This is a genomic window from Devosia sp. Root105, assembly GCF_001424865.1.
GTDB lineage: Bacteria > Pseudomonadota > Alphaproteobacteria > Rhizobiales > Devosiaceae > Devosia_A.
In genome coordinates, this window is sequence record NZ_LMCR01000016.1 from 195716 (window position 1) to 219410 (window position 23695).

General features: G+C 65.2%; 34 protein-coding genes and 2 tRNA genes. 20 read left to right on the top strand and 16 right to left on the bottom strand.

Annotated elements, in window-relative coordinates:
* The 7 genes from ssb to ASC68_RS17030 all read right to left on the bottom strand — a co-directional run bounded on the left by ssb (window position 1) and on the right by ASC68_RS17030 (window position 4201).
* Complete coding sequence (ssb, locus tag ASC68_RS17000; protein WP_055881785.1) at window positions 1–462, bottom strand: single-stranded DNA-binding protein; 462 nt, start codon at window positions 460–462, stop codon at window positions 1–3.
* Entirely contained in the window at window positions 462–1052 is a 591-nt protein-coding gene (locus tag ASC68_RS17005) for a hypothetical protein (protein ID WP_055881790.1), read from the bottom strand. Before ASC68_RS17005 ends, ssb begins: the two co-directional genes overlap by 1 nt.
* Window positions 1052–1513 carry a hypothetical protein gene (locus ASC68_RS17010; RefSeq protein ID WP_055881792.1) on the bottom strand — a complete coding sequence of 154 codons (462 nt, stop codon included), beginning with the start codon at window positions 1511–1513 and terminating at the stop codon, window positions 1052–1054. Before ASC68_RS17010 ends, ASC68_RS17005 begins: the two co-directional genes overlap by 1 nt.
* Window position 1514: 1 nt before the next feature.
* Complete coding sequence (locus ASC68_RS17015) at window positions 1515–2126, bottom strand: hypothetical protein (RefSeq protein WP_156387365.1); 612 nt, start codon at window positions 2124–2126, stop codon at window positions 1515–1517.
* Between the two features lie 48 nt (window positions 2127–2174).
* Window positions 2175–3260 carry a phosphoadenosine phosphosulfate reductase family protein gene (locus tag ASC68_RS17020; protein WP_055882543.1) on the bottom strand — a complete coding sequence of 362 codons (1086 nt, stop codon included), beginning with the start codon at window positions 3258–3260 and terminating at the stop codon, window positions 2175–2177.
* Complete coding sequence (locus ASC68_RS17025) at window positions 3260–3724, bottom strand: hypothetical protein (protein WP_156387366.1); 465 nt, start codon at window positions 3722–3724, stop codon at window positions 3260–3262. The genes ASC68_RS17020 and ASC68_RS17025 overlap by 1 nt, the downstream gene beginning before the upstream one ends.
* A 282-nt stretch (window positions 3725–4006) precedes the next feature.
* Window positions 4007–4201 (bottom strand): helix-turn-helix transcriptional regulator, encoded by a 195-nt coding sequence (locus ASC68_RS17030; protein ID WP_055881799.1) that lies wholly within the window; start codon window positions 4199–4201, stop codon window positions 4007–4009.
* A 74-nt stretch (window positions 4202–4275) separates the two neighbouring features.
* Here ASC68_RS17030 and ASC68_RS17035 point away from each other — a divergent pair, with 74 nt between their 5' ends.
* From ASC68_RS17035 to ASC68_RS17100, 16 genes are all read left to right on the top strand, one after another.
* Window positions 4276–4905, top strand: coding sequence for a LexA family transcriptional regulator (locus ASC68_RS17035; protein ID WP_055881800.1), 630 nt, complete (start codon window positions 4276–4278; stop codon window positions 4903–4905).
* Window positions 4906–5185: 280 nt separating this feature from the next.
* Complete coding sequence (locus ASC68_RS17040) at window positions 5186–5371, top strand: hypothetical protein (protein WP_055881802.1); 186 nt, start codon at window positions 5186–5188, stop codon at window positions 5369–5371.
* Window positions 5371–5661 carry a hypothetical protein gene (locus ASC68_RS17045; RefSeq protein WP_055881804.1) on the top strand — a complete coding sequence of 97 codons (291 nt, stop codon included), beginning with the start codon at window positions 5371–5373 and terminating at the stop codon, window positions 5659–5661. Before ASC68_RS17040 ends, ASC68_RS17045 begins: the two co-directional genes overlap by 1 nt.
* Complete coding sequence (locus ASC68_RS17050; protein WP_055881808.1) at window positions 5661–5852, top strand: hypothetical protein; 192 nt, start codon at window positions 5661–5663, stop codon at window positions 5850–5852. The genes ASC68_RS17045 and ASC68_RS17050 overlap by 1 nt, the downstream gene beginning before the upstream one ends.
* On the top strand, window positions 5852–6004 hold the full coding sequence (locus tag ASC68_RS28710; protein WP_156387367.1) for a hypothetical protein: 153 nt from the start codon (window positions 5852–5854) through the stop codon (window positions 6002–6004). Before ASC68_RS17050 ends, ASC68_RS28710 begins: the two co-directional genes overlap by 1 nt.
* A gap of 105 nt (window positions 6005–6109) precedes the next feature.
* The gene (locus ASC68_RS17055) at window positions 6110–6451 is read left to right on the top strand and encodes a hypothetical protein (protein WP_055881810.1); all 342 of its coding nucleotides are present in this window, start codon (window positions 6110–6112) and stop codon (window positions 6449–6451) included.
* Window positions 6448–6573 carry a hypothetical protein gene (locus ASC68_RS29380; protein ID WP_282569963.1) on the top strand — a complete coding sequence of 42 codons (126 nt, stop codon included), beginning with the start codon at window positions 6448–6450 and terminating at the stop codon, window positions 6571–6573. The genes ASC68_RS17055 and ASC68_RS29380 overlap by 4 nt, the downstream gene beginning before the upstream one ends.
* Window positions 6570–7577 carry a PD-(D/E)XK nuclease-like domain-containing protein gene (locus tag ASC68_RS17060; RefSeq protein WP_055881813.1) on the top strand — a complete coding sequence of 336 codons (1008 nt, stop codon included), beginning with the start codon at window positions 6570–6572 and terminating at the stop codon, window positions 7575–7577. Before ASC68_RS29380 ends, ASC68_RS17060 begins: the two co-directional genes overlap by 4 nt.
* 2 nt (window positions 7578–7579) lie before the next feature.
* The gene (locus tag ASC68_RS17065; RefSeq protein ID WP_055881816.1) at window positions 7580–8476 is read left to right on the top strand and encodes a recombinase RecT; all 897 of its coding nucleotides are present in this window, start codon (window positions 7580–7582) and stop codon (window positions 8474–8476) included.
* Window positions 8476–9093 (top strand): hypothetical protein, encoded by a 618-nt coding sequence (locus ASC68_RS17070; RefSeq protein WP_055881817.1) that lies wholly within the window; start codon window positions 8476–8478, stop codon window positions 9091–9093. Before ASC68_RS17065 ends, ASC68_RS17070 begins: the two co-directional genes overlap by 1 nt.
* Window positions 9090–9812 carry an exonuclease domain-containing protein gene (locus ASC68_RS17075; RefSeq protein ID WP_055881820.1) on the top strand — a complete coding sequence of 241 codons (723 nt, stop codon included), beginning with the start codon at window positions 9090–9092 and terminating at the stop codon, window positions 9810–9812. The genes ASC68_RS17070 and ASC68_RS17075 overlap by 4 nt, the downstream gene beginning before the upstream one ends.
* Window positions 9812–10006 carry a hypothetical protein gene (locus ASC68_RS17080; protein ID WP_055881823.1) on the top strand — a complete coding sequence of 65 codons (195 nt, stop codon included), beginning with the start codon at window positions 9812–9814 and terminating at the stop codon, window positions 10004–10006. The genes ASC68_RS17075 and ASC68_RS17080 overlap by 1 nt, the downstream gene beginning before the upstream one ends.
* Window positions 10006–10449 carry a hypothetical protein gene (locus ASC68_RS17085; RefSeq protein ID WP_055881825.1) on the top strand — a complete coding sequence of 148 codons (444 nt, stop codon included), beginning with the start codon at window positions 10006–10008 and terminating at the stop codon, window positions 10447–10449. Before ASC68_RS17080 ends, ASC68_RS17085 begins: the two co-directional genes overlap by 1 nt.
* A complete protein-coding gene (locus tag ASC68_RS17090) occupies window positions 10449–10811 on the top strand; it encodes a hypothetical protein (protein WP_055881827.1) in 363 nt (120 codons plus the stop codon). Before ASC68_RS17085 ends, ASC68_RS17090 begins: the two co-directional genes overlap by 1 nt.
* Window positions 10808–11479 (top strand): hypothetical protein, encoded by a 672-nt coding sequence (locus ASC68_RS17095; protein ID WP_055881829.1) that lies wholly within the window; start codon window positions 10808–10810, stop codon window positions 11477–11479. Before ASC68_RS17090 ends, ASC68_RS17095 begins: the two co-directional genes overlap by 4 nt.
* Window positions 11480–11511: 32 nt before the next feature.
* Entirely contained in the window at window positions 11512–11775 is a 264-nt protein-coding gene (locus tag ASC68_RS17100) for a hypothetical protein (protein ID WP_055881832.1), read from the top strand.
* A 2-nt stretch (window positions 11776–11777) separates the two neighbouring features.
* On the opposite strand, the gene ASC68_RS29385 is transcribed toward ASC68_RS17100, so the two are convergent.
* A complete protein-coding gene (locus ASC68_RS29385; protein WP_282569964.1) occupies window positions 11778–11906 on the bottom strand; it encodes a hypothetical protein in 129 nt (42 codons plus the stop codon).
* 144 nt (window positions 11907–12050) lie between these two features.
* Here ASC68_RS29385 and ASC68_RS17110 point away from each other — a divergent pair, with 144 nt between their 5' ends.
* Genes ASC68_RS17110 through ASC68_RS17120 form a run of 3 tightly spaced genes read left to right on the top strand, consistent with a single transcriptional unit; the run spans window position 12051 to window position 13742 of the window.
* Window positions 12051–12269, top strand: a complete 219-nt coding sequence (locus tag ASC68_RS17110; protein WP_055881837.1) for a hypothetical protein — start codon at window positions 12051–12053, stop codon at window positions 12267–12269.
* A gap of 2 nt (window positions 12270–12271) precedes the next feature.
* Complete coding sequence (locus ASC68_RS17115) at window positions 12272–12550, top strand: hypothetical protein (protein WP_055881839.1); 279 nt, start codon at window positions 12272–12274, stop codon at window positions 12548–12550.
* The gene (locus ASC68_RS17120; protein ID WP_055881840.1) at window positions 12543–13742 is read left to right on the top strand and encodes a hypothetical protein; all 1200 of its coding nucleotides are present in this window, start codon (window positions 12543–12545) and stop codon (window positions 13740–13742) included. Before ASC68_RS17115 ends, ASC68_RS17120 begins: the two co-directional genes overlap by 8 nt.
* A 65-nt stretch (window positions 13743–13807) precedes the next feature.
* Here ASC68_RS17120 and ASC68_RS17125 read toward each other — a convergent pair.
* A tRNA-Asp gene (locus tag ASC68_RS17125) sits at window positions 13808–13884 on the bottom strand.
* Window positions 13885–14038: 154 nt separating this feature from the next.
* A complete protein-coding gene (locus ASC68_RS17130; protein WP_055881843.1) occupies window positions 14039–15427 on the bottom strand; it encodes an FAD-binding oxidoreductase in 1389 nt (462 codons plus the stop codon).
* A 181-nt stretch (window positions 15428–15608) separates the two neighbouring features.
* Between ASC68_RS17130 and ASC68_RS17135 the strand changes: the two genes are divergently transcribed.
* Window positions 15609–15684 (top strand) — tRNA-Val (locus ASC68_RS17135).
* Between the two features lie 119 nt (window positions 15685–15803).
* Here ASC68_RS17135 and ASC68_RS17140 read toward each other — a convergent pair.
* From ASC68_RS17140 to ASC68_RS17165, 6 genes are all read right to left on the bottom strand, one after another.
* Entirely contained in the window at window positions 15804–16079 is a 276-nt protein-coding gene (locus ASC68_RS17140; RefSeq protein ID WP_055881846.1) for an HU family DNA-binding protein, read from the bottom strand.
* Window positions 16080–16234: 155 nt separating this feature from the next.
* Window positions 16235–17434 carry a Tet(A)/Tet(B)/Tet(C) family tetracycline efflux MFS transporter gene (tet, locus tag ASC68_RS17145; RefSeq protein WP_055881849.1) on the bottom strand — a complete coding sequence of 400 codons (1200 nt, stop codon included), beginning with the start codon at window positions 17432–17434 and terminating at the stop codon, window positions 16235–16237.
* 211 nt (window positions 17435–17645) lie between these two features.
* Window positions 17646–18548: an aspartyl protease family protein gene (locus ASC68_RS17150; RefSeq protein ID WP_055881852.1), complete on the bottom strand. Its 903-nt coding sequence runs from the start codon at window positions 18546–18548 to the stop codon at window positions 17646–17648.
* Between the two features lie 189 nt (window positions 18549–18737).
* Window positions 18738–19682, bottom strand: a complete 945-nt coding sequence (locus tag ASC68_RS28385) for an SH3 domain-containing protein (RefSeq protein ID WP_197421270.1) — start codon at window positions 19680–19682, stop codon at window positions 18738–18740.
* Between the two features lie 184 nt (window positions 19683–19866).
* Window positions 19867–22308, bottom strand: a complete 2442-nt coding sequence (gene lon / locus ASC68_RS17160) for an endopeptidase La (protein ID WP_055881854.1) — start codon at window positions 22306–22308, stop codon at window positions 19867–19869.
* Between the two features lie 200 nt (window positions 22309–22508).
* Complete coding sequence (locus ASC68_RS17165; RefSeq protein WP_055881857.1) at window positions 22509–23663, bottom strand: citrate synthase; 1155 nt, start codon at window positions 23661–23663, stop codon at window positions 22509–22511.
* Window positions 23664–23695: the final 32 nt, after the last annotated feature.

The window sequence follows — 23695 nt, forward strand, 5'->3', positions numbered from 1 at the left end:
TCAGAATGGGATGTCGTCGGACGGGGATTGGCCGGCGGCAGAGCCGCTGGAGGCCGGGCGATCGCGAGGCGTGCCGTAATCGCCTTCGTCGGAGGGCCCACGCGCGCCTGAGCTTTCGAGCTTCTCAAGGGAGGTCAGGACCGAGCCGAAGCCGCGCAGCACCACATCGGTCGAGTAGAAGGTGTGGCCGTCCTTCTCCCACTTCCGGGTCTTGTTCTGACCCTCGATGTAGACCTTCATCCCCTTCTTGAGGTGATGCTCGGCAAACCTCACCAAAGGCTCAGAAAACACCGTGATGTTGTGCCAGTCGGTGACTTCCTTGCGCTCGCCCTTGTCGTCCTTCCAGCTTTCGCTGGTGGCGATCGAGAACACCGCGAACGTCTTGCCGTTGCCGTTGTTCTTGAGCTCGGGATCCTTGCCCAAGTTGCCGATCAAAATTGTCTTCGAGACTGAACCAGCCATCAGAAGGCCACCTCGCTCTTGGGGATGAGATTGACGACGTTGGATCTCCGCGCACCGAGCGGCGTCATGCCGGCGGCGAACTCGGGGCAGATGTCCGCGACGGCCTTCGCCCAGACGCACATCGCGTCCGCGCGGTCGGGCTGCAGGCCGTCTTCATCGAGCCAGCCGAGATCAAGGCAGCGGCGCTGAACCTGCTTCTTCGCTTCCTTGCCCGGCAGGTTGCCGTGGCTGATGAAGAACTTCCGCGCGCTCTGGACGTGGATCAGCTTGGCGGTGACCGGTAGCTTGATCTCGACGACCGTGCGCAGCACCGCCTGCAGGCCGATCAGACGGCCCAGGGTGTGAGCGTTCGACCCGCCCTCGGGGCTGGCGCTGTTGATCGGCGCCTCAATGGCCACCACCGTCGGCTGCAGAACGTTCAGCTGCTCGGTGAGCCAGATGAGTGCCCGCTTCCACACCTCGGCGTCGGGAGCCCCTTCCCGCCCGAAACGGATGTGCCCGGAGGTGGATGGGCGAGCGTCGGCCTCGACCGGACCGAACGCCCAGCCTGTGGTCGTCGCGACATCGAGGGCGAGAAGGGATCTGGACATCAGTTCACCAGGTCCTTGAGAGCGGCTTCGCCCTCGGCCTGCTCGGCTTCGTGATGTGCGTCGGCTTCGGCCCTGCGCTGCCGTGCGGCACGCTGCGCTGCGGTCTCGCCGGGTTCCTCCGGCTCCTCCTCATCAGGCGCCAGGAATGAGAACTGGCCCGAAGCCTCCTCCCACAGCTCGGCGAGGTCGTCGGGGATACCCTGCCCGGCCGCCGCGATCTGGCGCTCGAGCTTCCGGGTCTTCAGCAGGCCGTTGAGGATGGCGAGCGGGATGCCGAGTTCCTTAGCCCTGCCCTTGGCGTTGCCGATCTTCTTCGAGATGCCGCCGCACTCGCCGGCCGTCTTGGCGCGGATCGAGACCTTCTCGGATTCGAGGGTTTCGATCTCGCCGATGAGCTGGCGCATGTCGTCGTCTTCGAACGAGTTCTTTTTCTGCTCGGGTGGTCGCTTGGTCTTGGCCATGTCAGGCTCCTTCGACTTCGGTTGCGGGAGGAAGCGAGGCGCGCAGCTGTGCCAACCAGGCGTTGCGCTCGTCGGTGCGCCGGCGCTCGTCGGCGTCCTGCTTGGAGTGGTATTCGACGTTCCACGCGGCCTTGCGGCACTCCTCCGCCCACCACTCGACTGGCGAGCGGGTCGGCTCGCAGTGCTTCAGCGGTTCGTCGCTGGTGTCGAAGTCCCGGGACTGGCGAAGCTGATCGAGCATGAAGCCCTTCAGCCCTTCAGGCGCGCCCTGCCACGCCTCGGCCTCGGCGATCAAACGGTCGTACCGCTCGCGCCGCTCTTGGTTCTCGCGAACCTGCTTCAGCTTGAAGGTGTCGTTTTCGGCGTTCCACGCGGCGGCGCCGGCGGCCAGCTGCTCCGGCGACATCGCCTTGAGCTCCTTCAGCCGCTCGATCGCCTTGTCGAGTTCCTTGCGGCTGTATTCGGAGGGCTCGAAGCGCTCCGGTAGCGGAGCATCCATCGGCTCGTCGCGCATCATGATCAGCGCGCCCATGCCTCGGGCGCATGTCAGGGCGAAGGTGCGAAGGTCCGTTACCGTGCCGTCGGCAACGCCTGCTGTGTATCCGGTGGGCATAGATCGGGCTCCTGTGAAGCCCCGCGCACCACGCGCGGGGTGCGGTCGTTAGGTGGATGCGGTCTGCTTCGGTCGGTCGGCCATCAGCTGCGCGTAGCGATCGTGGATGCTCTCGCGGTCGGCGAAGCTCGGCGGGAAACCGATGATCTCGGCAACCTCGGCGCGGACGCGGGCCAGAATGTCCGCCTCGTCGTCGGTGAGCATCCGGGTAGGCCAGCCCTTCACGTAGAGCATCGGCTTGGTGACGCGCTTCTCAGCTGCGACCCGACGCGCTGCGCGGACCTTGGCCTGCGCCAGTCGTTCCTCAAGGTTGGGGTTGAGGAGATGCGGCGCGACGTCACCCAGCCACCGGGCGCCCTGGAATGCGAACGTGCTGTCGGCTTCCAACCCCACCATGCGGCGGTAGATGCCGTGGGCCTCGGGCTGCGCCGCCGCGGCGACCATGTCGTCCCGGTTGGACATGATGCAGAACCGGCAAGAGACACGCCCCATCCCGAACACGCGGTAAGCTGGGTGCGGAGCCATGCCGCTATTGTCGATGGCGTCGAAGACCTGCTCGGTCGACCAGTCGATGATCGGCCGCCACGTGAGGATTCGCCCGTCGGTATCCCAGCCGGTGATTGTCGACTTGGCGCGAGCCGCGCTCTCGGCGCGCCGGACGCCCGTCACGTTGACGATCTGGCGGCCCTTGAAGCGGCGCTTCAGCTCGGCCGTGATGACGTGGGTCTTTTGCTCGGATGTGCAGAACCGCATGCCCGGCGTGGACCATGGCAGTACCAGGGTGACGGTCGACAGCTCGCGATACCTGGTGAGGCTGGACTGCCAGCGCGCCTCCCAGCGTTCCATCAGGCCGCCAGCCTTGCGGCTGACGATGATCAGCTCGGCGCTGAAATGACGCGCCAGCGCCTGGCACGATGGGAGGGAGTCGTTCCACTCGACTGATCCGAGGTCAGCGTGCACCAACAGGCGCGGGCCGGCGTGGCCGATGCTGTCCAGATAGCGGAAGCCGGCGAGCACCGCGGACTGGCTGTCCTTGCCACCCGACACTCCGAACGCCACCGGCGCGTCGCCGGTGAGGAGTGCAAGGACCTCCTCGTCAGTCGCGACGGGCGGGAGCGGGAGGAGCTGGTTCATCACCGCCCCCACCCGTTCCGCTGGTCGAAGTCGGCATCGGTTTCAGTGGCAGCAATCCGGCCTTCCTGGCCTTCCTGATCTCGGAGGAACTCCTCCATCTGAGCCACCAGCCGATCACGGCCCGGGTTGGAGGGCAGCGAGCGAAGAATGAGAAGATTGTCCGCAAGGCTGGCCTCCACCGATGCGACGTGCCGCTCGTAGGCGGCCTTGATGGAAAAGTAGGCGGCGACGTCGAGCTTCTTCGGCATCCGGTAGCGGAAGCTCCAGATCATGCTCGCCGAGACCTTCGCCAGCCGCGCCGCGCGGTGCATGGCGCTCTCCTGGTTCTCGCCGGGCATGGCTGCCAGCCGATCCCACAGGGCGAGAGCCCACTTTTTGGCCTGCTCGATGCGCTGCTCGGGCGCCAGGTCGATTGCGCCGGCGTCAAACATTTTTTGCTCCGGGAGCAAGGGCTTTTTGCCCATCTGCAAAATCCTTCGATGCATGTTGGGGCATCGAAAGGAGCAGCCCATGAAGAGGCCCACGCAGCGAACGACCGGCACACGCCTGGAAGCTTTGGCGGTCGTTCGCGCAGTCTCTGGTTGGGGTGACTTTCATCAGGTTTCACTCGGCAAAGACGATCCCGTCCTGCCGAACGGCAGGCGCGGAGATTGACGATGGGAAAGGCGAAGAAGCGGACCGCTAAGGTTGGCCGCGGGAAAATGGGCGAAGCCGGTCAGCCACCACCACGACTGAGGACGATGGCGTCATGCGGCGCTCGCCTGTTCAGAAGTAGTCTCGGCCATCAACTGCGCGAGAAGACGCGCTACCGGTCCGGCCATGTTGGCGCCACGCTCGATGCGCGACACGGTGGCCTGATCAACCCCAAGGCGTTCAGCCAGATCGGTCTGGCTCCAGCCGCGGGCCTTCCGAAAGCTCTTGATCTCGTCGGTGCTGCTCATACCGACGATCTATGCTATCTGCATAATTCTCTGTCAATGCCTCACGCATAGAATTTTTATGCAGACTGCATTCCATGGCGACGAACAAAGATATCGGCGGACGAATCAAGGCTGCGAGGATCGCGGCTGGCTATCGCCGTGCTGCAGAGGCAGCTGAAGCACTTGGGGTGGCCTACCCCACCTACGCTGGCCATGAGAACGGCAGCCGGGACCCGAAAGGGAACATCGAGCTCTATTCCCGTCGCTTCGGCGTTTCCACCGATTGGCTGCTTACCGCACGCGGCGCCGGCCCCAAGGCGGCCGACGGCAGTCGTCCGCTGTCTCCTCCAGGTAAGGTTCGACTTGCGGGCCGCGTCGGAGCGGGCCAGGTCATTACCCCGTTCGACGACGAACCTTTCGAATGGGTCGAAGAGCCGGCCGACGCAGCTCCGGATACCGTGGCGGTCGAAGTTGTCGGTGACTCGGGGTTCCCCGCCTTCGATGAAGGCAGCCTGCTGTATTACTCGAAGCTGCTGCCGCCTTCGGAAATGGTGAACAAAAAGGCCGTGCTGAGGACCGCTGTCGGGGACATGTACGTCAAGATCCTTCGAAAGGGATCAACCGACGACCTATGGACCCTCCAGAGCATCAACAGCCTATACCCGGATCTCGTCGACCAGGTCGTCGAATGGGCCGCGCCGATCGACTGGATCAAGCCGCGCTGAGTCTCGCGCGCGCATCCGAGATCTCAACGTCAGTGCAGAGAAGCTTGAGAGTGGGGCGTCAGCCCCACACTTCAGTGCTGCCTGCCGGTGAGCCCGGCGCTCGCCGCTGACGCGTCGGCGCCTCTCTCTCGATCACCCCATTATCCGCATGCATACGCGCGAGGTCGAGCGCCCGTCAAGAAAAATATGCGCTTGGCATAATTCTGCTTGACCATGAATTATGCAGAGCGCATAGATATGTCCAAGACGAAGCGATTGACGCTTTCGAAAAGGCATTCAGATGGCGAGCATCGAGTTCACCGTTACCCGCGAGACCGACGACGACAGCCGCGATGTGACGGTCACCGTCGCATACACCCGCTCCGGCTACGGCATCGACTTCGAGGTTGAGGGCGGCGTTTCGCTCTCCCCGTCCGAGACCGACAGCCTCCTCGCCGCGATCATCGAGACCGAGGGGGACGAGTGATGCGCTCCACCCTCAAGCAACTCGCCAGCGACCGCGACGAGGCCCTGGCCTCGCTCGACGCCACCCTCGAGGCGCTGCGCCAGCCCCTGCCGTACTTCGATGCCGACCTGAACGAGATGACCACGCGGCCCGCCGCGACCGTCGCCGGCTCGGTGAACCTGCTCGATGCGGTCAACGAGAAGCGCGGCATCGGCAAGACGGCTGCAATGGTTATCGCACTCGCGAACCTCAACCTCGACGAAGTGGCCCGCGCGGCCGTCGAGGGCGAGCAGATCGCCGAGGTGGCGTGATGCTAAAACAGGAACATCCGCTCACGGCGAAGCTCGGCACGCAGGAAAAAATCCTGGTTCGGATGCCGAACAAGAGCCTGCGGTGGCGCCGGCCACACTGGCGCCGTGGCGGCTGGTACGTCCGGGATAGTTACGGCTGGCGCGAACTTCTGACATCGACCCCCGGCGGATTTGAAGCGGGGACCATGTGATGGCCCGCAAGCACCACACTCTGTGGCTGGCATTCCAGCTTGTCCGTCTTCATTGGGCCGGGTGGCGTCAGGTCCCCGGTTACACCGTGGCCGAGAATCGAGACGGCGAGATCTACGTCGCCGTCTCGCTCGCCAAAGCGGAGGGCCGGTGATGCTCGGCCTCATCCGTAACGGCGACCTTACCGACTTCGGCATCTTCATCGCCGGCATGTTCGCCGTCGCGATGTTCCTCATCGCCATTGGCGCAGGTGCGTGACATGCCCCCCGTCACCCCTGCTCCAACGCCGGTCCTTGGCCTGATCGCCCTCTGGTCGGACCGGCATCCCAGCGAGTTCCCGAGCGCCGCCCCTCCCTGCGATGCGCTCGGGGACCCGTCTGCGGATCGGGTGCTGGCCGCGGCCTTCAAGTCGATCGCCGATCTGTCCGACGGCGACCGGGTCATTCACTTGGCGAAGCTGGTGCTGATCCACACCAAGGCGGCCCGCGCGGCCCTGCTGGCGCGGTCTGAGCGCAAGCCTGAGCTGCAGGCGTACCTCGCCATGATCCAAGTGCTGGCGCGCTGGAGCAGCGCCATCAACGCGGCGAGGGCGCGCGCATGAACGTCCTCAGGTTCGGCGCCTACGCCGCCGCCTTCCTGCTCGCCATGACCTTCGTGGCGATCGTCACCCTCCCCGACTTCGTCACGCCGGCACTGCTCGGCTTCATCGAGGTGTTCAAGTGAACGCAATCCATCCGATCGCGGCGGAAGTCCGCACCATCGCTGAGGGCCAAAAGATCACCGAGCCCGGGGTCTACGATCTCCCGATCGAGATCTACCATTCTCAGATATGCGACGGCCCGTCGCTTAGCTCGACAGGCATCCGCCGGATCCTGCAGAGCCCGGCGAACTACTGGAAGCACTCCGAACTCAACCCGCATCGGGTCGACGAGGAGGACAAGGAAGCCTTCATCCTCGGCCGCGCGGCGCACCACCTTCTGCTGGGCGAACGCGAGTTCGGCAAGCGTTTCATCATCCAGCCGTCGACCTATGAGGACCGAAAGACCGGCGAGGAGAAGCCCTGGAACGGCAACGCTACCGTTTGCCGGGACTGGAAGGCCGCTCAGGCCAAGAGCGGCAAGACGATCCTCACGCCCACCCAGATCGAGAAGATCAAGGGCATGGCCGGGCTGCTGCCCTGGCAGGAAGGCATGACCAATTGCGGGCTGCGCAATACCCCGCTGGTGATGGCCGGCGCGCTCTCTGGCGAGATCGAGCGATCGCTGTTCTGGAAGCAGGGGAATGTGTGGCTGAAGTCTCGTCCGGACGCCATCCCCGGCTCGAGCGATGACTTCGCTGACTTGAAGACGATCAGCCCGCGGTCCGGCGTCGGCATTTCCGACTACGACCTCGAGCGCGCGGTGCGGGAAAGCCGGTACTTCGTCCAGGGCGCCATGGTCGGCATGGCCGCCAGCGCCGTCCTCAATCGGACCATGGCCGGCTTCCACCTGATCTTCGTCGATACCGGCGACGTCCATGCCGTCTCGCCCATCACCGTCGACGACGAAGACCTGATCCGCGGCGAGCGCGCGGTCTTCGCTGCCGTTGCAATCTTCGAGCGCTGCCTCAAGACCGGCATCTGGCCAGGGCCGACAGCGCGGCAGGCCGATGCCCGCAAGTTGCCCATCCACCAATGGGGGCGGGACGCATTCGACCGTCACCTCGACATTCTTGAAAGCGAGATCTGATCATGGGCGAAGTCGCCACCATTGAACGCACGCCTACGACTTCGGTTGGCATGGTCCGGGAGGGCAGCGGCTCCCGCATCGCCCCGCAGAACCTTGGCGAGGTAATAAAGTTCGCCGAGGTGATGGCCCGCGCCGGCAAGATGCTGCCGCCTCACCTACAGGGCGACGTCGGCGCCTGCATGGCGATCGCGCTTCAGGCGCTCGACTGGCAAATGAACCCCTTCGCCGTAGCCTCGAAGTCCTACTTCGTCAGCAACCGGGTTGCCTACGAGGCGCAGCTGATCGCCGCCGTGGTCAACACCCGGTCGGGGATCAAGGGTCGCCTCCGGTACGATTACGAAGGCGAGGGCGCAACGCTGACCTGCACGGTCACCGGAACGCTCGACGGCACGGAATGCACCTATCAGTCGCCGCCGATGGGCGCGATCACTACGAAGAACTCACCGCTCTGGAAGACCGATCCCCGGCAGCAGCTCGGTTACTTCTCCGCTCGCTCTTGGGCTCGCCGGCACTGCCCGGAGGTGATCCTCGGCGTCTACGACCGCGACGAGGCGCAGGAGATCAAGGACGTCACCCCGCCGCCCGGTTCGGGGTTCGCCGCCCGTCTCTCGGATACGCCCGTCGGCGGCTTCGATCCCGCCGGCGTGGCAACTGCGATTGGCGAGGCCGTAGAGGCCGACCAGACCGCCGAGGCTGTCGTCGACCAGCCGAAGGTCGAAACCCCGTCAGCGAGTGTGGCTGATCCCGCGGCGTACGATGCTGATGCTGTCCGCGCTGGCGGAACGGCCTGTGTCGACGGCGAGGTCCGGGAAGCTCCCGAGGACTTCACGCCGGAGCAGGCGGCTGCATGGCTGCACGGCTACGACGAGACCGCAGCGGCCATCGGCGGGAGGCGGTGATGCAGACCGTTTCCGGCCGCCTGGAATACTTGAGTTGGGACCGACCGTGGAAGGTGGGCGAACTCGATGCTGCGCCCCACTTTTGGGATGTCGCCGAGAGCCTCCAGAACATCCGCGCCGAGCACGCCTATCACCGCGACGGCTACACGCTCCGGGCGAACCCGGAGGCTGTTACGGAGCTTCGTCATGGCGGCCGAGGCAACGGCGCCGGGTTGTTCAACGCGGACGGACGCTTCGGCTTCTCGAACGTTGCCGCTTATCTGGAGTGGTCGCTCTGCGCCCTCAACGGACGGACGGTCAACCTCATCGTCTCGCCCAGCACCATCTTCTCCATTGAGGCGGCTGCCTTCGAGGAAGTGCCAGAGGTCCGGTTCTTCGGTGAAGGCAACATGTCGCGCGGCTCGCCGGACGCCGCTCCGAACGACGAGTTCGTGAAGCGTGTCTGCCAGCCAGGATCGGCCGACTGCTGCATCTTCCTCACAGCCGGCGCCGACGGGTTCTCCTGCGCCAAGTTCTCCGGGTCAACGGCCCGGCTGCTCCTCGATCGGAAGGCCGAAGGTACCATGCGGGCCTCCCGTATCGGAAACTGCCGCATCGTCGGGCGGGAGCCGTCATGACCGATCCAGCGCGCATTGTCCGCGTGGTCGACATCGAGACCAGCGGACTCCCCGAGGACGAGCAGCACGCCATCTGCGAGATCGGCTGGGTGGATCTCGATCTCTCCACCATGTCGATCGGCAACCCGGTGACGTTCCTCGTGAACCCCGGGCACCCCATCCCGCCGCACATCCGCGCGGTGCATCACATCAGCGACCAGGACGTGGCCGACGCCATGCGTCCGGACCAGGCGCTCACCCAGCTGATGAAGGGCATGGGGCCAGATGACGTGTTCGCGGCTCACAAGGCCGACTTCGAGCAGAACTTCATCGGAGGTGGCGGAAGGCGTTGGATTTGCACGTGGAAGGTAAGCCTTCGCGCGTGGCCCGAGTTTGTCAGCCACTCGAACCAGGCGCTTCGCTACGAGTTGCAGGTCGACGCCGAGCCCGGATTCGATCCCGCGGCCGCTCAGCCCGTGCACCGCGCTTTGCCCGACGCTACCGTCACGGCTCACATTCTCCGCAAGCAACTCGCTCTGCGTCCGCTGGAGCGGCTGGTCGAGATCACCAAGGAGCCCGGCTTCCTCTACTGGATCGGCGGGCAGAAGCATAAGGGCAAGACCTTCAAGCAGGTCGCTGTCGAGGATCCCGGCTACCTCCATTGGATCGTCGACAAGTCCGACATGAGCGCGGACGACAAGTTCACCGCGAAGTGGCACCTCCAGCGGAGGGCCGCGTGATGCCCCGCAGCGAACTCGTCGACATCGAGGTCAACATCAAGCATCGGACCGACAAGGCCGTGCTGGTCGAGTCCTTGGACACCAATGCCGAGGCATGGCTGCCGCTCTCGCTGATCGAGATCGACGAGTCCGGCCGGCTGCTGGTGGACATCACCCTGCCGCGTAGCCTTGCGGAAGAGAAGGGCCTCATCTGATGCCCATCAGCCCCAGCAAGCTCACGCTATACCCCGGCGGCTCGATCCAGTCCCCCGAGTGGCTGGCGCTTCGTCGTCAGGTCGAAGCCCGTGCCGGCGGGTGCTGCGAGAACTGCGGGGTAAAGAACCACGCACTGGGAGGCCGCACGGCGGCCGGCGAGTTCGTGCAGGCCCTGCCCCTCGGCGACAACGGGCTCCGCATCCTGTGGCCCCGCCAGGGCGACGAGGCGTGGTGCCGGAACGGGACCGAGGAACCGGTCGTCCTGAAGATCATCATGATCGTCTGCACGACGGCGCACCTCGACGGAAAGCTCGTCGACCACAGCCTGAACAATCTCCGGTTCTGGTGCCAGCAATGCCATTTGCGGCACGACGCTCATCTGAGGAAGCTCGAAGAGCTTGAGCGTGCCGGGCAGTTGCCGCTGTTCGCGGAGGCTCGGTGATGCTCCGCCAGCGCCGAACCGTCATCCGTTCCCAGAGGCACCTCGCTTTCATCCGGGAGCTGCCGTCCCTCGTCCGCGGCGCCGGCCCGGTTGATGCTGCCCACGTCCGCTACGGCGAGCTGCGCTACGGCAAGGACATCACCGGCATGGCTCAGAAGCCCGGCGACAACTGGACCGTCCCGCTCGCCCACGACGTCCACATGGCGCAGCACGCCCGAGGCGAGCGCGACTGGTGGGAAGCCCAAGGCATCGATCCGATTCTCGTGGCGGCTCTCCTCTGGGCCCACAGCGGCGACCACCAGGCCGCCGATAGAGTGATCTCAATGGCCAGGTACTGGCCGATCAGGAGCATTGTTGCATGACGGACAGACCGATCACCTTCAGCGGACCGATGGTGCGCGCCCTGCTCGCCGGCACCAAGACGCAGACTCGGCGAGTTATCAAACCGCGCGGTCGCCTGAGCCTGTTCGACGGGACATGGTCGGACTCCTATGTGCTCGACCCGGGCAACGCTGGTTGGCGGGCCAAGGATGTTCGGATCTTGGTCGGCGACCGCCTCTATGTCCGCGAGCACTGGCACGCTGAGGTCGGATACGATGGTACCTCGCCGCGCGACATTCCGGGCGGAAATCCCGTCTGGTTCGTCGCCGATGGGAAAGGACCGGCAGCCGACGCTTTCAAGCCCGGTAGGTTCCGCCAAGCCATGCACATGCCGAAGTGGGCCAGCCGCATAACCCTCCACGTCGCCGAGGTGCGCGTGCAGCGGTTGCAGGAGATCAGCGACGAGGACGCGATTGCGGAGGGCATCGAGGATGTGACCCGCGAGATCGCGCCCGGCGATACCTCGCTGCGGTTTTGGAAACGCTACCGCGACGGCGGCTGGAATGGGTACGTCGACAACCCTATCGGTTCCTATGCATCACTCTGGACCGAGATCAACGGCCCCGGCTCATGGGAGGCGAACCCTTGGGTCGCCGCCACCACCTTCGAGGTGGAGCGCTGCCATATCGATCAGGCGAGGGCCGCCTGATGCCAAACCCACCAGTCCAGCCCAGCCCAATTGTGCTGATCCAGATCACCGAGCGGAGCGAGCTCGTGCTCCTCCAGACCACCGGTGTCCGGATCGGCTTCATCGATTACCGCATCGAGAAGGACCACCTCACCATCATGCCCGAGGTCGACCAGGCCGAGGAACTGCTGACCGCCATCGGCGGGCTGACCCTGATCAGTCCGAAGTCCGATCACGACGATCTCGTGAGAACCGCGACCGCGACCATCATGCGGATCGGCGACAAGCGTGTGATCGTGGCGAAAGGTCCGAAATGACCTCAGCCCAGCTGCAGCCGCAGGATGTCCCAGTCGTGGATCAGCTCATCGACCACGACGCGCTCCTCCTCGGTGTCGTCGCGGAAGCCCTTCAGGGCGGTGATCTCGGTCTCGCAGATCCCGCGCGTCATGTCGCGGTTCGCCCAGGGCAAACCGGCCTCGTGCGTCCACGCACCAAGCATCTGCCGCGATCGCGAAAGTCTCGCGAGAAGGTCCGCCCCATTCATGCCGGCATCGAGCCCGGCGCCCCGTCTCTTGTCAACAAGGAGGCCACCATGGCCGACGTCATCAACCTTCAACCCCGCGACCAATGGCAGTTCACCTGTGACATCATCAGGAAGCCTGACGGCAAGCTCGCCGCAGTGCTCGTGGATGCGCGTGGCTCGATCATTGAAGGAGAAGGCTCTCCATCGGAGAAGCTGAACAGCATCGCAAAGATGCTCGAGGACAGCGTCGCCGGCCTCCGGGCAACCGCTCAGGCCATCAAAGCGTAACGATGCGGTTCCACGTCCAGCCTCGATGCGTCCCGGCCCAGGTGGCGGCTCGCCGCCTCGGGCTGACGCTCGCCCAATTCGAGGGCTCGCTGGACGCCCTGCGCGGGCTCGGTTTCCCCCTGCCTGACCAGGTGACCGGCAACTACGACCTCGAGGCGATTGACCGCTATGTTGAGCGGCGCAATCCTGAGCTCTTCGGCGCGGTCACTTCAAGCGAGGCGGTGACCGACCACAACGTCATCCGTGGGCGCCTCGCCGCGCTGAGGTCTGGACGTGGGTAAATTCACGCCGCGGCACTACAAGAAGAAGCGCAACGGCAGGGCATTCTGGGAACCGACGAAGAAGATGAGGGAGGCGGGCTTCCAGTCCGTCCCCCTCGGGCCCGACGGCCCCGACGCGTTTGCCCTGGCCGAAACCTGGAATCGTCGCTGGGACGACACCCGCAAAGGTGTGGCGCCCTCCCCGGCCCTCACCTCAGCAGAGAACCTCTCGCCCGAGCGCGCCGAGGAGCTGACTGTCTACCCGCCGAAGTCGATCGGTGCTGGCTTCAAGGCGTTCCGGAAGACCAATGAATGGTCTCGTAAAAGCAAGGGCACCCGGGAGGACTGGTTCCGGGGCTGGAAGCGGATCAAGCCTATCTTCGGCGACGTGGATCCGCGCACGGTCACCCTCGATGAGATCAGCGAGCTGCGCCAGCACGTCGAGGAGACCGTATCTCTCCGGGAGGCACATCGGACCATCAAGATCTGGCGCGCCCTCTGGAAGGTGCTCGCTGCGCTCGGATACTGCATCCGAGACGCCGACCCTTCCCTCGCGGTGCGCAACAGCGCCGCCAAGGGGAGAGACCAGCGCTGGAATGAAGGCGAAGTGGCGCGCCTGGCCAAGGGCGCGTGGCGAATGGGCTTCCGGGGGCTCGCCGTGGTGATCGCCGTCGTCTGGGACACCCAGATGAACCCAGGCGACGTGCGACCGCTGTCGGCGCAGCAGCTCGCCACCAACGGTATCGGGGGACTGTTCTTCACCGAGCGCGGCAAGACCGGCGTACCGGTCGGCGGCCAGCTGAGCCGTCGCACCGCTCGCCTGCTGATCGCCTACATCGAGTTCCTGGGGGTGGAGCTGCTGGGTGACGCTCCCATCTTCCGAAACCGCTCAGGGGCTCCCTATAGCAAGGATACCCTCGGGGATGACTTCCGGACGGTCAGGGCGGCCGTTTTCGGTCTGGATGAGAAGAGGATGCTCGGACACGACTTCCGCCGTTCTGGAGCTGTGGAAGCGATCGCCGGCGATGCCACACCGGCGCAGCTGTCTCACGCGATGGGCAACACCCTCTCCGCTTCAAACGCGCTGTTCGCCACCTACGTGCCGGTCAACGCCAGCTCAATCCGAGCGGTAGCCGAGGCTCGCAAGCTCGGCCGCAAGCGGCTCGCGGAGAACGGAAGCCGCACGAAAAGTGGGAACACGCCGGCGGGGTAAGTGGGAACAGCGCCCTAAGGCACTCAGCGCCACCCTGAATTCATCAATGATTTGAAGAAGAAGGGTGGCGCGAGAGACGGGGCTCGAACCCGCGACCTCCGGCGTGACAGGCCGGCGCTCTAACCAACTGAGCTACTCCCGCAGCGCTTGCGAACAAGTCGTCCGCGCAACGTGGCGTCCGTTTAGAGGGCGGGTCAGAGAGTGTCAAGCGCCGAAACTCCGTCGCCGGCATACTTTCTTCCGGCTTTTCCACGTCTGCCTGCAAATGCCTTTGCGGACTGGCGTTTTCCGCCCGTTTACGCCCCGGCAGCGGCCGGCCGGATGTTGTGGTTGTGCCGGAACACGTTGTCGGGGTCCCACTTGGCCTTGAGCTCGCGCAACCGCGCGAGCTTTTTCTCGCCGAACGCCGCGTCGACGCGCTCCTGCCCCTCGTTGCCGATGTAATTGAGATAGACCCGCCCGGTCGACCACGGCTTCAGCACAGAGGCGATCTGTTTGACCCGCGCCGTGTTGGCGGCGTTGTCGGCGGGATTCGTCCAGCCGCAGATATAGTGCACGTTCCATGGCGCGGTGCGCATGCCGAAGGCAGTGGCTTCCTCATCGACTCGTGACGGCGCGCCGCCTCCCGGCACGAGGATGATTGCCGACTGCGGCGAGAGCGGCGTCAGCGCCAGCGCCGCATAGGCGTCGATCGCTTCCTCCGGCAGCTCGTTGAGGAAATCCGCGGTCCAGTAGTTCTGCGAGCCGGGAAAGTTGCCGCCCATCTTCTGGAACTCGGTATAGGGCATCGGCTGCACCAGGTCGGCCGCTGGCGGCCCGAAGGCCCGGAACGGCGCCAGCACCCTGATTCCCTCCTCCACGTCGCCGGCATAGATCAGCTGCACGACGACGATCGGCTTGCCGCGCGCCGGCTCGGGAACGAACGGCGCATCCGGCGCGGTGGTGAAAACCATGCCGATGCCCACCTCGTCGGGCGCTGCCCGCATGAAATCGCGCATGTGGCGCAGTACCGCCGCCGCCATCGGTGCGGGGTAGAGCAGCACGCCGGCGAGGACGATCGGGCCCAGCCGGTGCAGCCGGAAATGAAAGGCAGTGACGATACCGAAATTGCCGCCGCCGCCGCGCAGGCCCCAGAACAGATCCGGGTTCTCGGTTTCGGACGCAATGACCTTGCGACCGTCGGCGGTGACCACTTCGGCCGAGATCAGGTTGTCGCAGACATAGCCGAACTTGCGCTCGAGCCAGCCACTGCCGCTGCCCAGCGACAGCCCGGCCACCCCGGTCGTTGGGTTACGGCCACCGGTGAGCGCCAGGCCGTGCCGCGCCGTCGCCGCGTCGAATTCGCCCCAGTTGAGGCCGGCCTCGGCCCGGCAGGTCTGGCCCGCCGGATCGATGCGGATATCCTTCATGCCGCGCAGGTCGATGCAGACGCCATCGTCGCAGACGGCCGAGCCGGTGACCGCGTGGCCACCGCCGAACACCGAAACCGGCAATCCCTCGCGACGCGCCAGGGCGAGCGCCAGCACCACATCGTCGGCGCTGTTGCAGCGCGCGATCAGCGCCGGCCGGCGATCGATCATGCCGTTATAGACGCGGCGCGCCTCGTCGTAACCGGCATGGTGTGGGTGGATCAGAGTGCCCGCGAAACCGGGCAGATCAAAGCGGCCTACCTCGGCAATCGACATCGAGCCCTCCCCGGCCTCAGTCCGACGAACCGTCAGCGTAGCGGCACTACTCTATAGGGGGAAGCCGCCGGGGCACAGCGAGATTCAGCGGCACGGGTTGACGGCCTGCGGCCGAGACCCTAGTTAGTGCGCCTTCGTCGCTCCCCTGCGTCGCCAATAGGCGACCCCAGGAGTAGCTGACGGGCGGTTAGCTCAGTTGGTAGAGCATCTCGTTTACACCGAGAGGGTCGGCGGTTCGAGACCGTCACCGCCCACCATTTCCCCAAAGCCCACGCGCCTGCTGTCATCGCGGCGAGACCGGGCCCCTGCCCCCAAAAACAAATGGCCCCGGCGACGAGCGCACGGGGCCATGTGGTCTGTCGACCGGAACGCGATCTTAGTTGATCGCGTCCTTGAGGCCCTTGCCGGGCTTGAACTTGGCCTGGTTAGAAGCCGGGATCTTGATCTCCGCGCCCGTTGCCGGGTTGCGGCCGATCGAGGCCTTGCGCTTGGAAACGGCGAACGTACCAAAGCCGACGAGACGGACTTCTTCGCCCTTCTTCAGCGACGCGGTGACGGCGTCGAACACAGCATCGACAGCCAGTGCAGCGTCGGCCTTGGTCAGGCCCGCCTTGTCGGCGACGACGCCGATCAGATCGTTCTTGTTAGACATAGCGTTTCCTCACTGTGGGATGCCCGCCCTGTGGAGGCGAACCAAAACGCCGTGACCCTTCTTCGATTCTGCTCGGAACGCAAGGAAATCCGGGCTTTTCCGCAGGCGAGGCACAGCAATTCTGTTAATGAAGCGTCAATTCTGGCTCAACTTTGTCAGCCGTCGGGCGTCACTGTGGCAACGCGCGTCCGGCGGATGCCCAAAAGCAGCGGCAACGCCAGCAAATACACGGCTCCCCCGACGATCCAGATCAGCCCCGGCCAGGTCGGTTTGAGGGCAAAATACACCGCCGAGAAGAAGATCGGACCGAACACCGCCGAGAGGCTGACAAGGCTCGCCAGCACGCCCTGGAGCTTGCCCTGATTGTCGCCATCAACCTGCTGTGTGGTGAGCGACTGCAGCGCCGGCATGCCGATGCCGCCGAGCGCGAACAGCGGCGCCAGCGCGAACAGGATCCAGCCCTGCGCCGCAAAGCCCAGGATCAACAGCGCCGTCAGCTCGCACGCCATCCCCAGGACCATGGCCCAGCGCTCGCCCAGCCGCGCCGCCGCAGGGCCGGTCAGCAGCGCCTGCGCTCCGGCATGGAACAGCCCGAACGCGCCGAGCGACAGCCCGATCATCAGCCCGTTCCACTGGAACATGTCCTGGCCGAACAGCGCCCAGATCGTGCCGTACATGGTGCCGACGAAGTTCATGATGACGAAGATCGCCATCAGCGGCAGCAGCGCGGTGAAGCTGAAAGCCCAGCCGAGCGGCCGGAACGGGTTGAGCGTCGCGAAATCGAACTTGGCGCTGGCATCGCCCGGCCGTGATTCCGGCAGGACGAACAGCGCCAGCGCGAAGTTGACCGCGTTGAGCCCGGCCGCCACCAGGAACGGCGCCCGCACCCAGATGTCGCCCAGGATGCCGCCGATCACCGGCCCGATGATGAAGCCGATGCCGAACATGGCGTGGAAATAGCCGAAGCGCTTGGCGCGCTCCTCCTCGGCCGAGATGTCGGTGATATAGGCGGTGGCGACCGCCATGTTGGCGCTGGTGATGCCGGCGATGGCGCGGCCCAGCACCAGCATCCAGAGCTCGGGCGCGAACGCCATCACGAGATAGTCGATCGCCGCGCCGGCCAGCGACACCAGCAGCACCGGGCGACGGCCATAGCGGTCGCTGAGCACCCCCAGCACCGGCGAGAACAGGAACTGCATCGCCGAATAGAGCGCCAGCATGATGCCGATGATCATCGTCACTTCGCCGGTATGGGTGACGTCCTCGAGCAGGCGCGGCAGAATCGGGAAAATCAGCCCGATGCCGACCGCATCGAGCGTCACCGCGGCCAGAATGATGATCAGTGCCTTGTTCAATTCAGGGCCCTCCAGCCGGCTGACACGCGGGGACGCGTTCTATATTCGTTCTCGTTTGGCGGTGCAAACGAAATGCCAGAAGCGCTTTCAGGAAAAGTTGCAGACCTTCCGTTTCGAAAGCGCGAAAGACCCCTACGTGGTGATCACGCGGGCGTTACACCAGAGCGAGAGTGCGTGAATGACGGGAGGCAAACTGGCGAGGGACGAACAGCTAGTCGGCTGCTCCGTGTGCATCGATCACCCAGCTGCGGCCGTTGCTCGGATCGAACGCCAGCGTCATCTGCAGCAGCACGGGCAGGCCAATCAGCGGCCGCCCGGCCTTGAAGAACCGGACCACCGGGTTGTTCAGGGTGACCGGTCCGATCTTGATGTCGCCAGTGACCTGCCCCTCGTAGACCGGCTGACTGCCGGACGCCGAAACCACCTTGCCGATCTCCTTCAGCGTGCCGCCGACGCCGAGCTCGTCGGCCAGATCCAGCGGCAGCACGAGCGTCGAATCATTACCGCTGTCCAGTATCGCGTCGACCGTTCCGCTCGGCAGCTCGATGGGTATGGACGGCAAACCGGCAGCGCCGTCGCCGAGATACGGCATGCCGGGGCCCTGCATCGACGCGATTGCAGTTCCCGGCAGGATGCGCAATTCGGCGTTCCGCAAATCCAGCAGCACCAGCTTTCCGGGAAAGCTGTTGGGCCCGAAGATGCCGACCTCGTCGGTGCTGCGATAATCGAAGACATTGGCCGGTGCGTCGGCAATCGGCGCGCCGCCAAGCCGTACGCCGACGAGGTGCGTCTGGTAGCCCGGCACGGGAATGCCGGTGTTGCCGTCTATCGACGTCGATGGACCGATGCGCGGCAGCTCGAACGGCGCTGCGTAGACCGTGTCCAGGATGTTGTCATTGGTGCCAGTATCGAAGACCACCGGCGCCGGCGGATGATCGCCGATCCGCATCATCACCAGCGGACGCTTGGAGGACAGATAGACCGGAATAACCGCTTCCGCTTGGAGCGGCCTCCGGGCGAGCGCATCGCCCGCCCAGGCGGCGCAGAGCGCCAGACCTCCAACGATCGCTCCCGCAGCGACCAGGCAAGTCAGCGATCGTCTGGTGAAGGTCATCTGGCCGGTGTCCTCGGTTAGCGCTGCCTTGCCCTATCGGCGCAGCGAGGCAAAGCAGATATCGGTTGCGGGATGATTGCGAAGCGCGCAGGGAGGCTGGCCGCCGGAAATATGGTGGGAGCCTTGAGCTGGGTATGGAAACGGCGCCCCAGAGGGCGCCGCTTGTTGTTCCCGCGCCAGGCCCGGCGGTCAGTTCACGGCGATGAAGGTGCCATCCGCCTTGAAATAGCAGTTGAAGAACGTCGTACCACCCGAGCCGTCGAACCAGCCCTGCGAGACGAAGAGCTTGCCGCTCTTGAACGCGGCGTTGGTGGTGATGTCCTGCAGGCGCACTCCGAACTGCGCCGAGGCTTCACCCGTGCAGTAGCGCGGCATCATCGCCACCGGCACGCCGTCATCGGAGCTGAGCGGCGGCTGGCCGGCCGGCGGTGGGGTCACCGGGCGCGACGGGCTCGGGGCGCGGGTCGACTCGTGCAGGTACTTGCCCGAGACCCAGCCATTGAGACCGGTCTGATCTTCGACGCGGCACCAGCGGGTAGAGCCGTTCATCTTGCAGCCGAGGTTGCGGATCACGTCACCCTCGTCGAGCACACCCAGCACCGACGCCCCGGAGGCGGCCGAGGCGCGCACATTCAGCGTGTCACCGCGCGCGAGGCCATGCACCTGCCAGAAGTCCGGGCCGCCGGCGAGGCCATCGGCAAAGTCGGGAGCAGGCTTGCTGGGCGCCGGCTTGCTCGGCGCCTGCGCAGCCGCCTTGCCCTCGACGGCGATGCTGAGCTCGTAATTCGCTGTTTCGCCCCGGCGCGCCGCATTGCGCATCAGGTAGACGTCGATCTTGTAGTCGCCGCTCGACGGGATAACGAACGAAGTGCTGTTGCCCGAGGTCGAGCCAATGAACAGCGCCGCGGACGCGCCGGGCGCCGTGATGTTGAAATAGTTGCTGGTATTGTCGGTATCGAGCTCGACGCTCATCCGCTGCCCGGCACTCACACCCACGATGTAGCTCACGCCCTCGTAGCCGGTGATGCTGTCATCGATCGACGTGCTGCTCGCGCCGCGTTTGAACTTTACCGTTTCCGTCCGCGTATCTTGGGCGAATGACAGTCCCGTCAGCGAGACGACGGCTGCCAACAACGTCGCTATCCCCAAAACCCACTTGCTTCGCATTCGCTTCTCCAGCGCTGTCCAACCGGCAGCTAGTCGGACGTCCGTGAAGATTTCGTGGCAAACTACCTGGACCTTCGCCCTAACTCTGCGGCGCACAAACGAAAACGGCGCCCGAGGGCGCCGTTTCCAACTTCATCGATCAAAGACCGGCTCAGTGCGGCAGGCTCGCGCCGCTCTCGTCGCCGTCGACCGAGCTCTCGACCACCGGCACCGCGGCCGGCTTGTCGTCGTCATACTTCCACTCGATCGGCTCGGGCTGCCGGATCAAGGCGCGGCTCAGCACCTCGTCCATCCGGCTCACCGGGATGATCTCCATGCCCTCGGTCACGTTCTTCGGGATCTCCTTGAGATCCCTGGTGTTCTCCTCGGGGATGAGGACGGTCTTGATGCCCGAGCGGAGCGCTGCAAGGAGCTTTTCCTTGAGCCCGCCAATGGGCAGGACACGGCCCCGTAGAGTCACTTCGCCGGTCATGGCGATGTCATGCCGCACCGGAATGCCGGTCATCAGCGAGACGATCGTCGTGGCCATGCCGATGCCGGCCGACGGGCCATCCTTCGGCGTCGCGCCTTCCGGCAGGTGCAGGTGGATGTCGCGCGTGTCGAACAGCGGCGGCTTGATGCCGAGCTCGGCGGCCCGCGAACGCACGTAACCCGACGCGGCAGTGATGGATTCCTTCATCACTTCCTTGAGGTTGCCGGTCACCGTCATGCGGCCCTTGCCATGCGTCATAATGCCCTCGATGGTCAGGATCTCGCCACCGACCGAAGTCCAGGCAAGCCCCGTCACCACGCCGACCTGCGGCTCGGCGTCGATCTTGTCGTTCCGGAAGAACGCCGGCCCGAGATATTCCTCGAGCAGCTCCGGGGTGACGACGACCTTGGTCGACTTCTTGACCAGAATGTCGCGCACGGCCTTGCGCATCAGCTTCGAGAGCTCACGCTTCAGGTTACGCACGCCGGCTTCCCGGGTGTAGTTGCGGACCACAGCCATCAGCTGGTCGTCGTCGATGACGAACTCCTTGGGCTGCAGGCCGTTCTCCTTCAGCGTCTCCGGGATCAGGTGGCGCCGCGCGATCTCGAACTTCTCCTCTTCGGTGTAGCCCGACAGGCGAATGATCTCCATGCGGTCCATCAGCGGGCCGGGGATGTTGAGCGTGTTCGAGGTGGTGACGAACATCACGTCCGAGAGGTCGAAGTCGACCTCGAGGTAGTGGTCGGCGAACGTGTTGTTCTGCTCCGGATCGAGCACTTCGAGCAGCGCCGACGACGGGTCGCCACGGAAGTCCTGGCCCATCTTGTCGATCTCGTCGAGCAGGAACAGCGGATTGTTCTTACCCGCCTTCTTGAGCGACTGGATCACCTTGCCTGGCATGGAGCCGATATAGGTCCGGCGGTGGCCGCGGATCTCGGCCTCGTCCCGGACGCCACCGAGCGCCATGCGCACGAACTCACGGCCGGTCGCCTTGGCGATCGACTTGCCCAGCGAGGTCTTGCCGACGCCCGGAGGGCCGACGAGGCAGAGGATCGGGCCCTTGAGCTTGCCGGTGCGCGACTGCACCGCGAGGTACTCGAGGATACGCTCCTTGACCTTCTCGAGGCCATAGTGATCCTCGTCCAGCACCTGCTCGGCGTAGACCAGGTCGCGCTTGACCTTGCTCTTCTTGCCCCACGGCAGCGTCAGCAGCCAGTCGAGATAGTTGCGCACGACCGTCGCTTCGGCCGACATCGGGCTCATGGTCTTGAGCTTCTTCAGCTCGCCATCGGCCTTGATCCGGGCTTCCTTCGACAGCTTGGTCTTCTTGATCTTCTCTTCGAGCTCGGTCAGCTCGTTCGAGCCTTCCTCGCCATCACCCAGCTCGCGCTGGATCGCCTTCATCTGCTCGTTGAGATAGTACTCGCGCTGCGTCTTCTCCATCTGCCGCTTGACGCGGGAACGGATGCGCTTTTCGACCTGCAGAACGCCGATCTCGCCTTCCATCAGGCCGAGAATCTTCTGCAACCGCTCGGCCACCGAAACGGTGCCCAGCAGCTCTTCCTTCTGCTCGATCTTGATCACCAGGTGGCTGGCGATGGTGTCGGCGAGCTTACTATGATTGGTGATCTGGCTGACGGCGTTGACCACCTCGGCCGAGATCTTCTTGTTGAGCTTGACGTAGTTCTCGAACTCGGACTGGGCGGAACGCGCCAGCGCTTCGAGTTCGGTCTCGTCTTCCTCCGGTTCCGGCAGCGTCGTCGCTTCGGCTTCGAAGTAGTCGACGGTCTGCAGGTACTGGTCGATCTTCGCCCGGCGCAGGCCCTCGACCAGCACCTTCACGGTGCCGTCGGGCAGCTTCAGCAGCTGCAGCACCGAGGCGATGGTGCCGGTGGCATAAATCTCATCAGGCGACGGATCGTCATCCTGGGCATTCTTCTGGGTGACGACGAGAATGTGCTTATCGTCGCGCATCACTTCTTCGAGCGCCTTCACCGACTTTTCGCGGCCGACGAACAGCGGCACGATCATGCCCGGAAAGACAACGATATCGCGTAGCGGCAGCACGGGGTAAACCCGATCGCGATCGAATCCGGCGCCGCCTTGGGTAACGTCCGACATATTTGGTCCTTTCCTGGGCGCAGGGCTCGTTTCGGGAGGATGGGCGAGCCCGCGCCCGTCTAGCAATCGGGCCGGTCCCCACGATGGGCGGCGAGCCTGATTCTGCTGATTAAATAGGGCGCCCGCGGCAAAGGGCAAGTCAACCTACCCGTAATGACGGGTATGCCCGCAATGCGGCACTACTGTGTGCTGCGGCTGCATCAGCCCGAGGCGCCGACGGGCGGCCCCACATAGTGGGCGCGCGGGCGGATCAGCTGGCCGCTCGCCACCTGTTCGAGCATGTGCGCCAGCCACCCCACAGTGCGGGCCAAGGCAAAGATGGTAGCCGGCGCGTGCGGCGGCAAGTCATGAGCGGCGCTCAGCGCGGCCAGCGCAAAATCCACATTGGGCCGATCGCCCAGCAGCTCCTCGGCGACCCGCGCAAGCCTGCGGAACGCCGCGGGCACCTCGATTGCCGCCAGCAGCGCCTCGGCGCGGACGTCCCCCCGCGGATAGAGCCGATGCGCGAAGCCGGGGATCACCCGCCCTTCCCCCAGCCACTCGCGCAAACCATCGCCCGGCCGGTCGGCATGCGGGCCGATATCGAGCGCCAGCGCCAGCACCGCCGCTGCGGCTGTGCCGTGGCGCGGACCGGTGAAGGTGGCGAGCCCGGCCAGCGCGCCGGCCCACAGCGAGGCCCCCGTAGAAACCGCGACCCGCGCAGCGAAGGTCGAAGCGTTGAGTTCGTGATCAGCCAGGAGCACCATCGCGCGCCGGAGCACATCGGCTGCGCCGGGGCGTCCCAGACTGTCGGCCAGGCGAACGTGCAACGAACCGGCGCCGGCCCCCAGCATCGCGTCCGCGACGCACCCGAGCACGTTCGCAGCCTCGCTTCGCAACTGCCAGGGCCCCAGGCCCGAGCTCGGAGCGCCCCCGGCAGCACGCTCCGCCAGCGCTGCGAACGCCGCGGCCATCGGTGGCGTGGCGACGGGCCCCGGCCCGCTTGCCGGCAAACTCCATGTTCCGTCCCACAACAGCGTAGCCACGTCCTCGAGCGTCGCCGTGGTCGCCAGTTCGATCGCGTCCACGTTACGATAGGAGAGCCGCCCGCCGCTCACGGTGGAGATGGCCGACGGCAGCACCGGATCGCCCCAGCTGATCGCCTCCGAGGCCACCGCGGCAGAACTCCGCCGGCCGCGAGCCCGGGCGGCCAGCCGGTCCACGTCTTCCTCGCGATAGAGGCTCCGCCGCGTATCCGCCGGATCAGGCTTTGCCCGGATGCGGCCCCGGCTGACGCTCGCATAGAGCGACTGCGGCTTGGAGCCGAGCCGTGTCAGAGCTTCCGCTGCGCTGAGCCACATGTTGACCTCGAACATTGATCAATATGATCAAGATTGACGTCAATGTT

What these genes read in the sequence shown, in the direction of transcription:
- ASC68_RS17015 (WP_156387365.1), bottom strand. Translation starts at nt 2,126, where the DNA reads ATGCCCACCGGATACACAGCAGGCGTTGCCGACGGCACGGTAACGGAC.
- ASC68_RS17150 (WP_055881852.1), bottom strand. Translation starts at nt 18,548, where the DNA reads ATGACCTTCACCAGACGATCGCTGACTTGCCTGGTCGCTGCGGGAGCG.
- ASC68_RS17020 (WP_055882543.1), bottom strand. Translation starts at nt 3,260, where the DNA reads ATGAACCAGCTCCTCCCGCTCCCGCCCGTCGCGACTGACGAGGAGGTC.
- ASC68_RS17010 (WP_055881792.1), bottom strand. Translation starts at nt 1,513, where the DNA reads ATGGCCAAGACCAAGCGACCACCCGAGCAGAAAAAGAACTCGTTCGAA.
- ASC68_RS17110 (WP_055881837.1), top strand. Translation starts at nt 12,051, where the DNA reads ATGGCCGACGTCATCAACCTTCAACCCCGCGACCAATGGCAGTTCACC.
- lon (WP_055881854.1), bottom strand. Translation starts at nt 22,308, where the DNA reads ATGTCGGACGTTACCCAAGGCGGCGCCGGATTCGATCGCGATCGGGTT.
- ASC68_RS17090 (WP_055881827.1), top strand. Translation starts at nt 10,449, where the DNA reads ATGCTCCGCCAGCGCCGAACCGTCATCCGTTCCCAGAGGCACCTCGCT.
- ASC68_RS17040 (WP_055881802.1), top strand. Translation starts at nt 5,186, where the DNA reads ATGGCGAGCATCGAGTTCACCGTTACCCGCGAGACCGACGACGACAGC.
- ASC68_RS17085 (WP_055881825.1), top strand. Translation starts at nt 10,006, where the DNA reads ATGCCCATCAGCCCCAGCAAGCTCACGCTATACCCCGGCGGCTCGATC.
- ASC68_RS17075 (WP_055881820.1), top strand. Translation starts at nt 9,090, where the DNA reads ATGACCGATCCAGCGCGCATTGTCCGCGTGGTCGACATCGAGACCAGC.
- ASC68_RS28710 (WP_156387367.1), top strand. Translation starts at nt 5,852, where the DNA reads ATGGCCCGCAAGCACCACACTCTGTGGCTGGCATTCCAGCTTGTCCGT.
- ASC68_RS17080 (WP_055881823.1), top strand. Translation starts at nt 9,812, where the DNA reads ATGCCCCGCAGCGAACTCGTCGACATCGAGGTCAACATCAAGCATCGG.
- ASC68_RS17025 (WP_156387366.1), bottom strand. Translation starts at nt 3,724, where the DNA reads ATGGGCAAAAAGCCCTTGCTCCCGGAGCAAAAAATGTTTGACGCCGGC.
- ASC68_RS29380 (WP_282569963.1), top strand. Translation starts at nt 6,448, where the DNA reads ATGAACGTCCTCAGGTTCGGCGCCTACGCCGCCGCCTTCCTGCTCGCC.
- ASC68_RS17005 (WP_055881790.1), bottom strand. Translation starts at nt 1,052, where the DNA reads ATGTCCAGATCCCTTCTCGCCCTCGATGTCGCGACGACCACAGGCTGG.
- ASC68_RS17070 (WP_055881817.1), top strand. Translation starts at nt 8,476, where the DNA reads ATGCAGACCGTTTCCGGCCGCCTGGAATACTTGAGTTGGGACCGACCG.
- ASC68_RS17065 (WP_055881816.1), top strand. Translation starts at nt 7,580, where the DNA reads ATGGGCGAAGTCGCCACCATTGAACGCACGCCTACGACTTCGGTTGGC.
- ASC68_RS17055 (WP_055881810.1), top strand. Translation starts at nt 6,110, where the DNA reads ATGCCCCCCGTCACCCCTGCTCCAACGCCGGTCCTTGGCCTGATCGCC.
- ASC68_RS29385 (WP_282569964.1), bottom strand. Translation starts at nt 11,906, where the DNA reads ATGACGCGCGGGATCTGCGAGACCGAGATCACCGCCCTGAAGGGCTTC.
- ASC68_RS17165 (WP_055881857.1), bottom strand. Translation starts at nt 23,663, where the DNA reads ATGTTCGAGGTCAACATGTGGCTCAGCGCAGCGGAAGCTCTGACACGG.
- ASC68_RS17035 (WP_055881800.1), top strand. Translation starts at nt 4,276, where the DNA reads ATGGCGACGAACAAAGATATCGGCGGACGAATCAAGGCTGCGAGGATC.
- ASC68_RS17140 (WP_055881846.1), bottom strand. Translation starts at nt 16,079, where the DNA reads ATGTCTAACAAGAACGATCTGATCGGCGTCGTCGCCGACAAGGCGGGC.
- ASC68_RS17095 (WP_055881829.1), top strand. Translation starts at nt 10,808, where the DNA reads ATGACGGACAGACCGATCACCTTCAGCGGACCGATGGTGCGCGCCCTG.
- ssb (WP_055881785.1), bottom strand. Translation starts at nt 462, where the DNA reads ATGGCTGGTTCAGTCTCGAAGACAATTTTGATCGGCAACTTGGGCAAG.
- ASC68_RS17045 (WP_055881804.1), top strand. Translation starts at nt 5,371, where the DNA reads ATGCGCTCCACCCTCAAGCAACTCGCCAGCGACCGCGACGAGGCCCTG.
- ASC68_RS17115 (WP_055881839.1), top strand. Translation starts at nt 12,272, where the DNA reads ATGCGGTTCCACGTCCAGCCTCGATGCGTCCCGGCCCAGGTGGCGGCT.
- ASC68_RS17130 (WP_055881843.1), bottom strand. Translation starts at nt 15,427, where the DNA reads ATGTCGATTGCCGAGGTAGGCCGCTTTGATCTGCCCGGTTTCGCGGGC.
- ASC68_RS17050 (WP_055881808.1), top strand. Translation starts at nt 5,661, where the DNA reads ATGCTAAAACAGGAACATCCGCTCACGGCGAAGCTCGGCACGCAGGAA.
- ASC68_RS17030 (WP_055881799.1), bottom strand. Translation starts at nt 4,201, where the DNA reads ATGAGCAGCACCGACGAGATCAAGAGCTTTCGGAAGGCCCGCGGCTGG.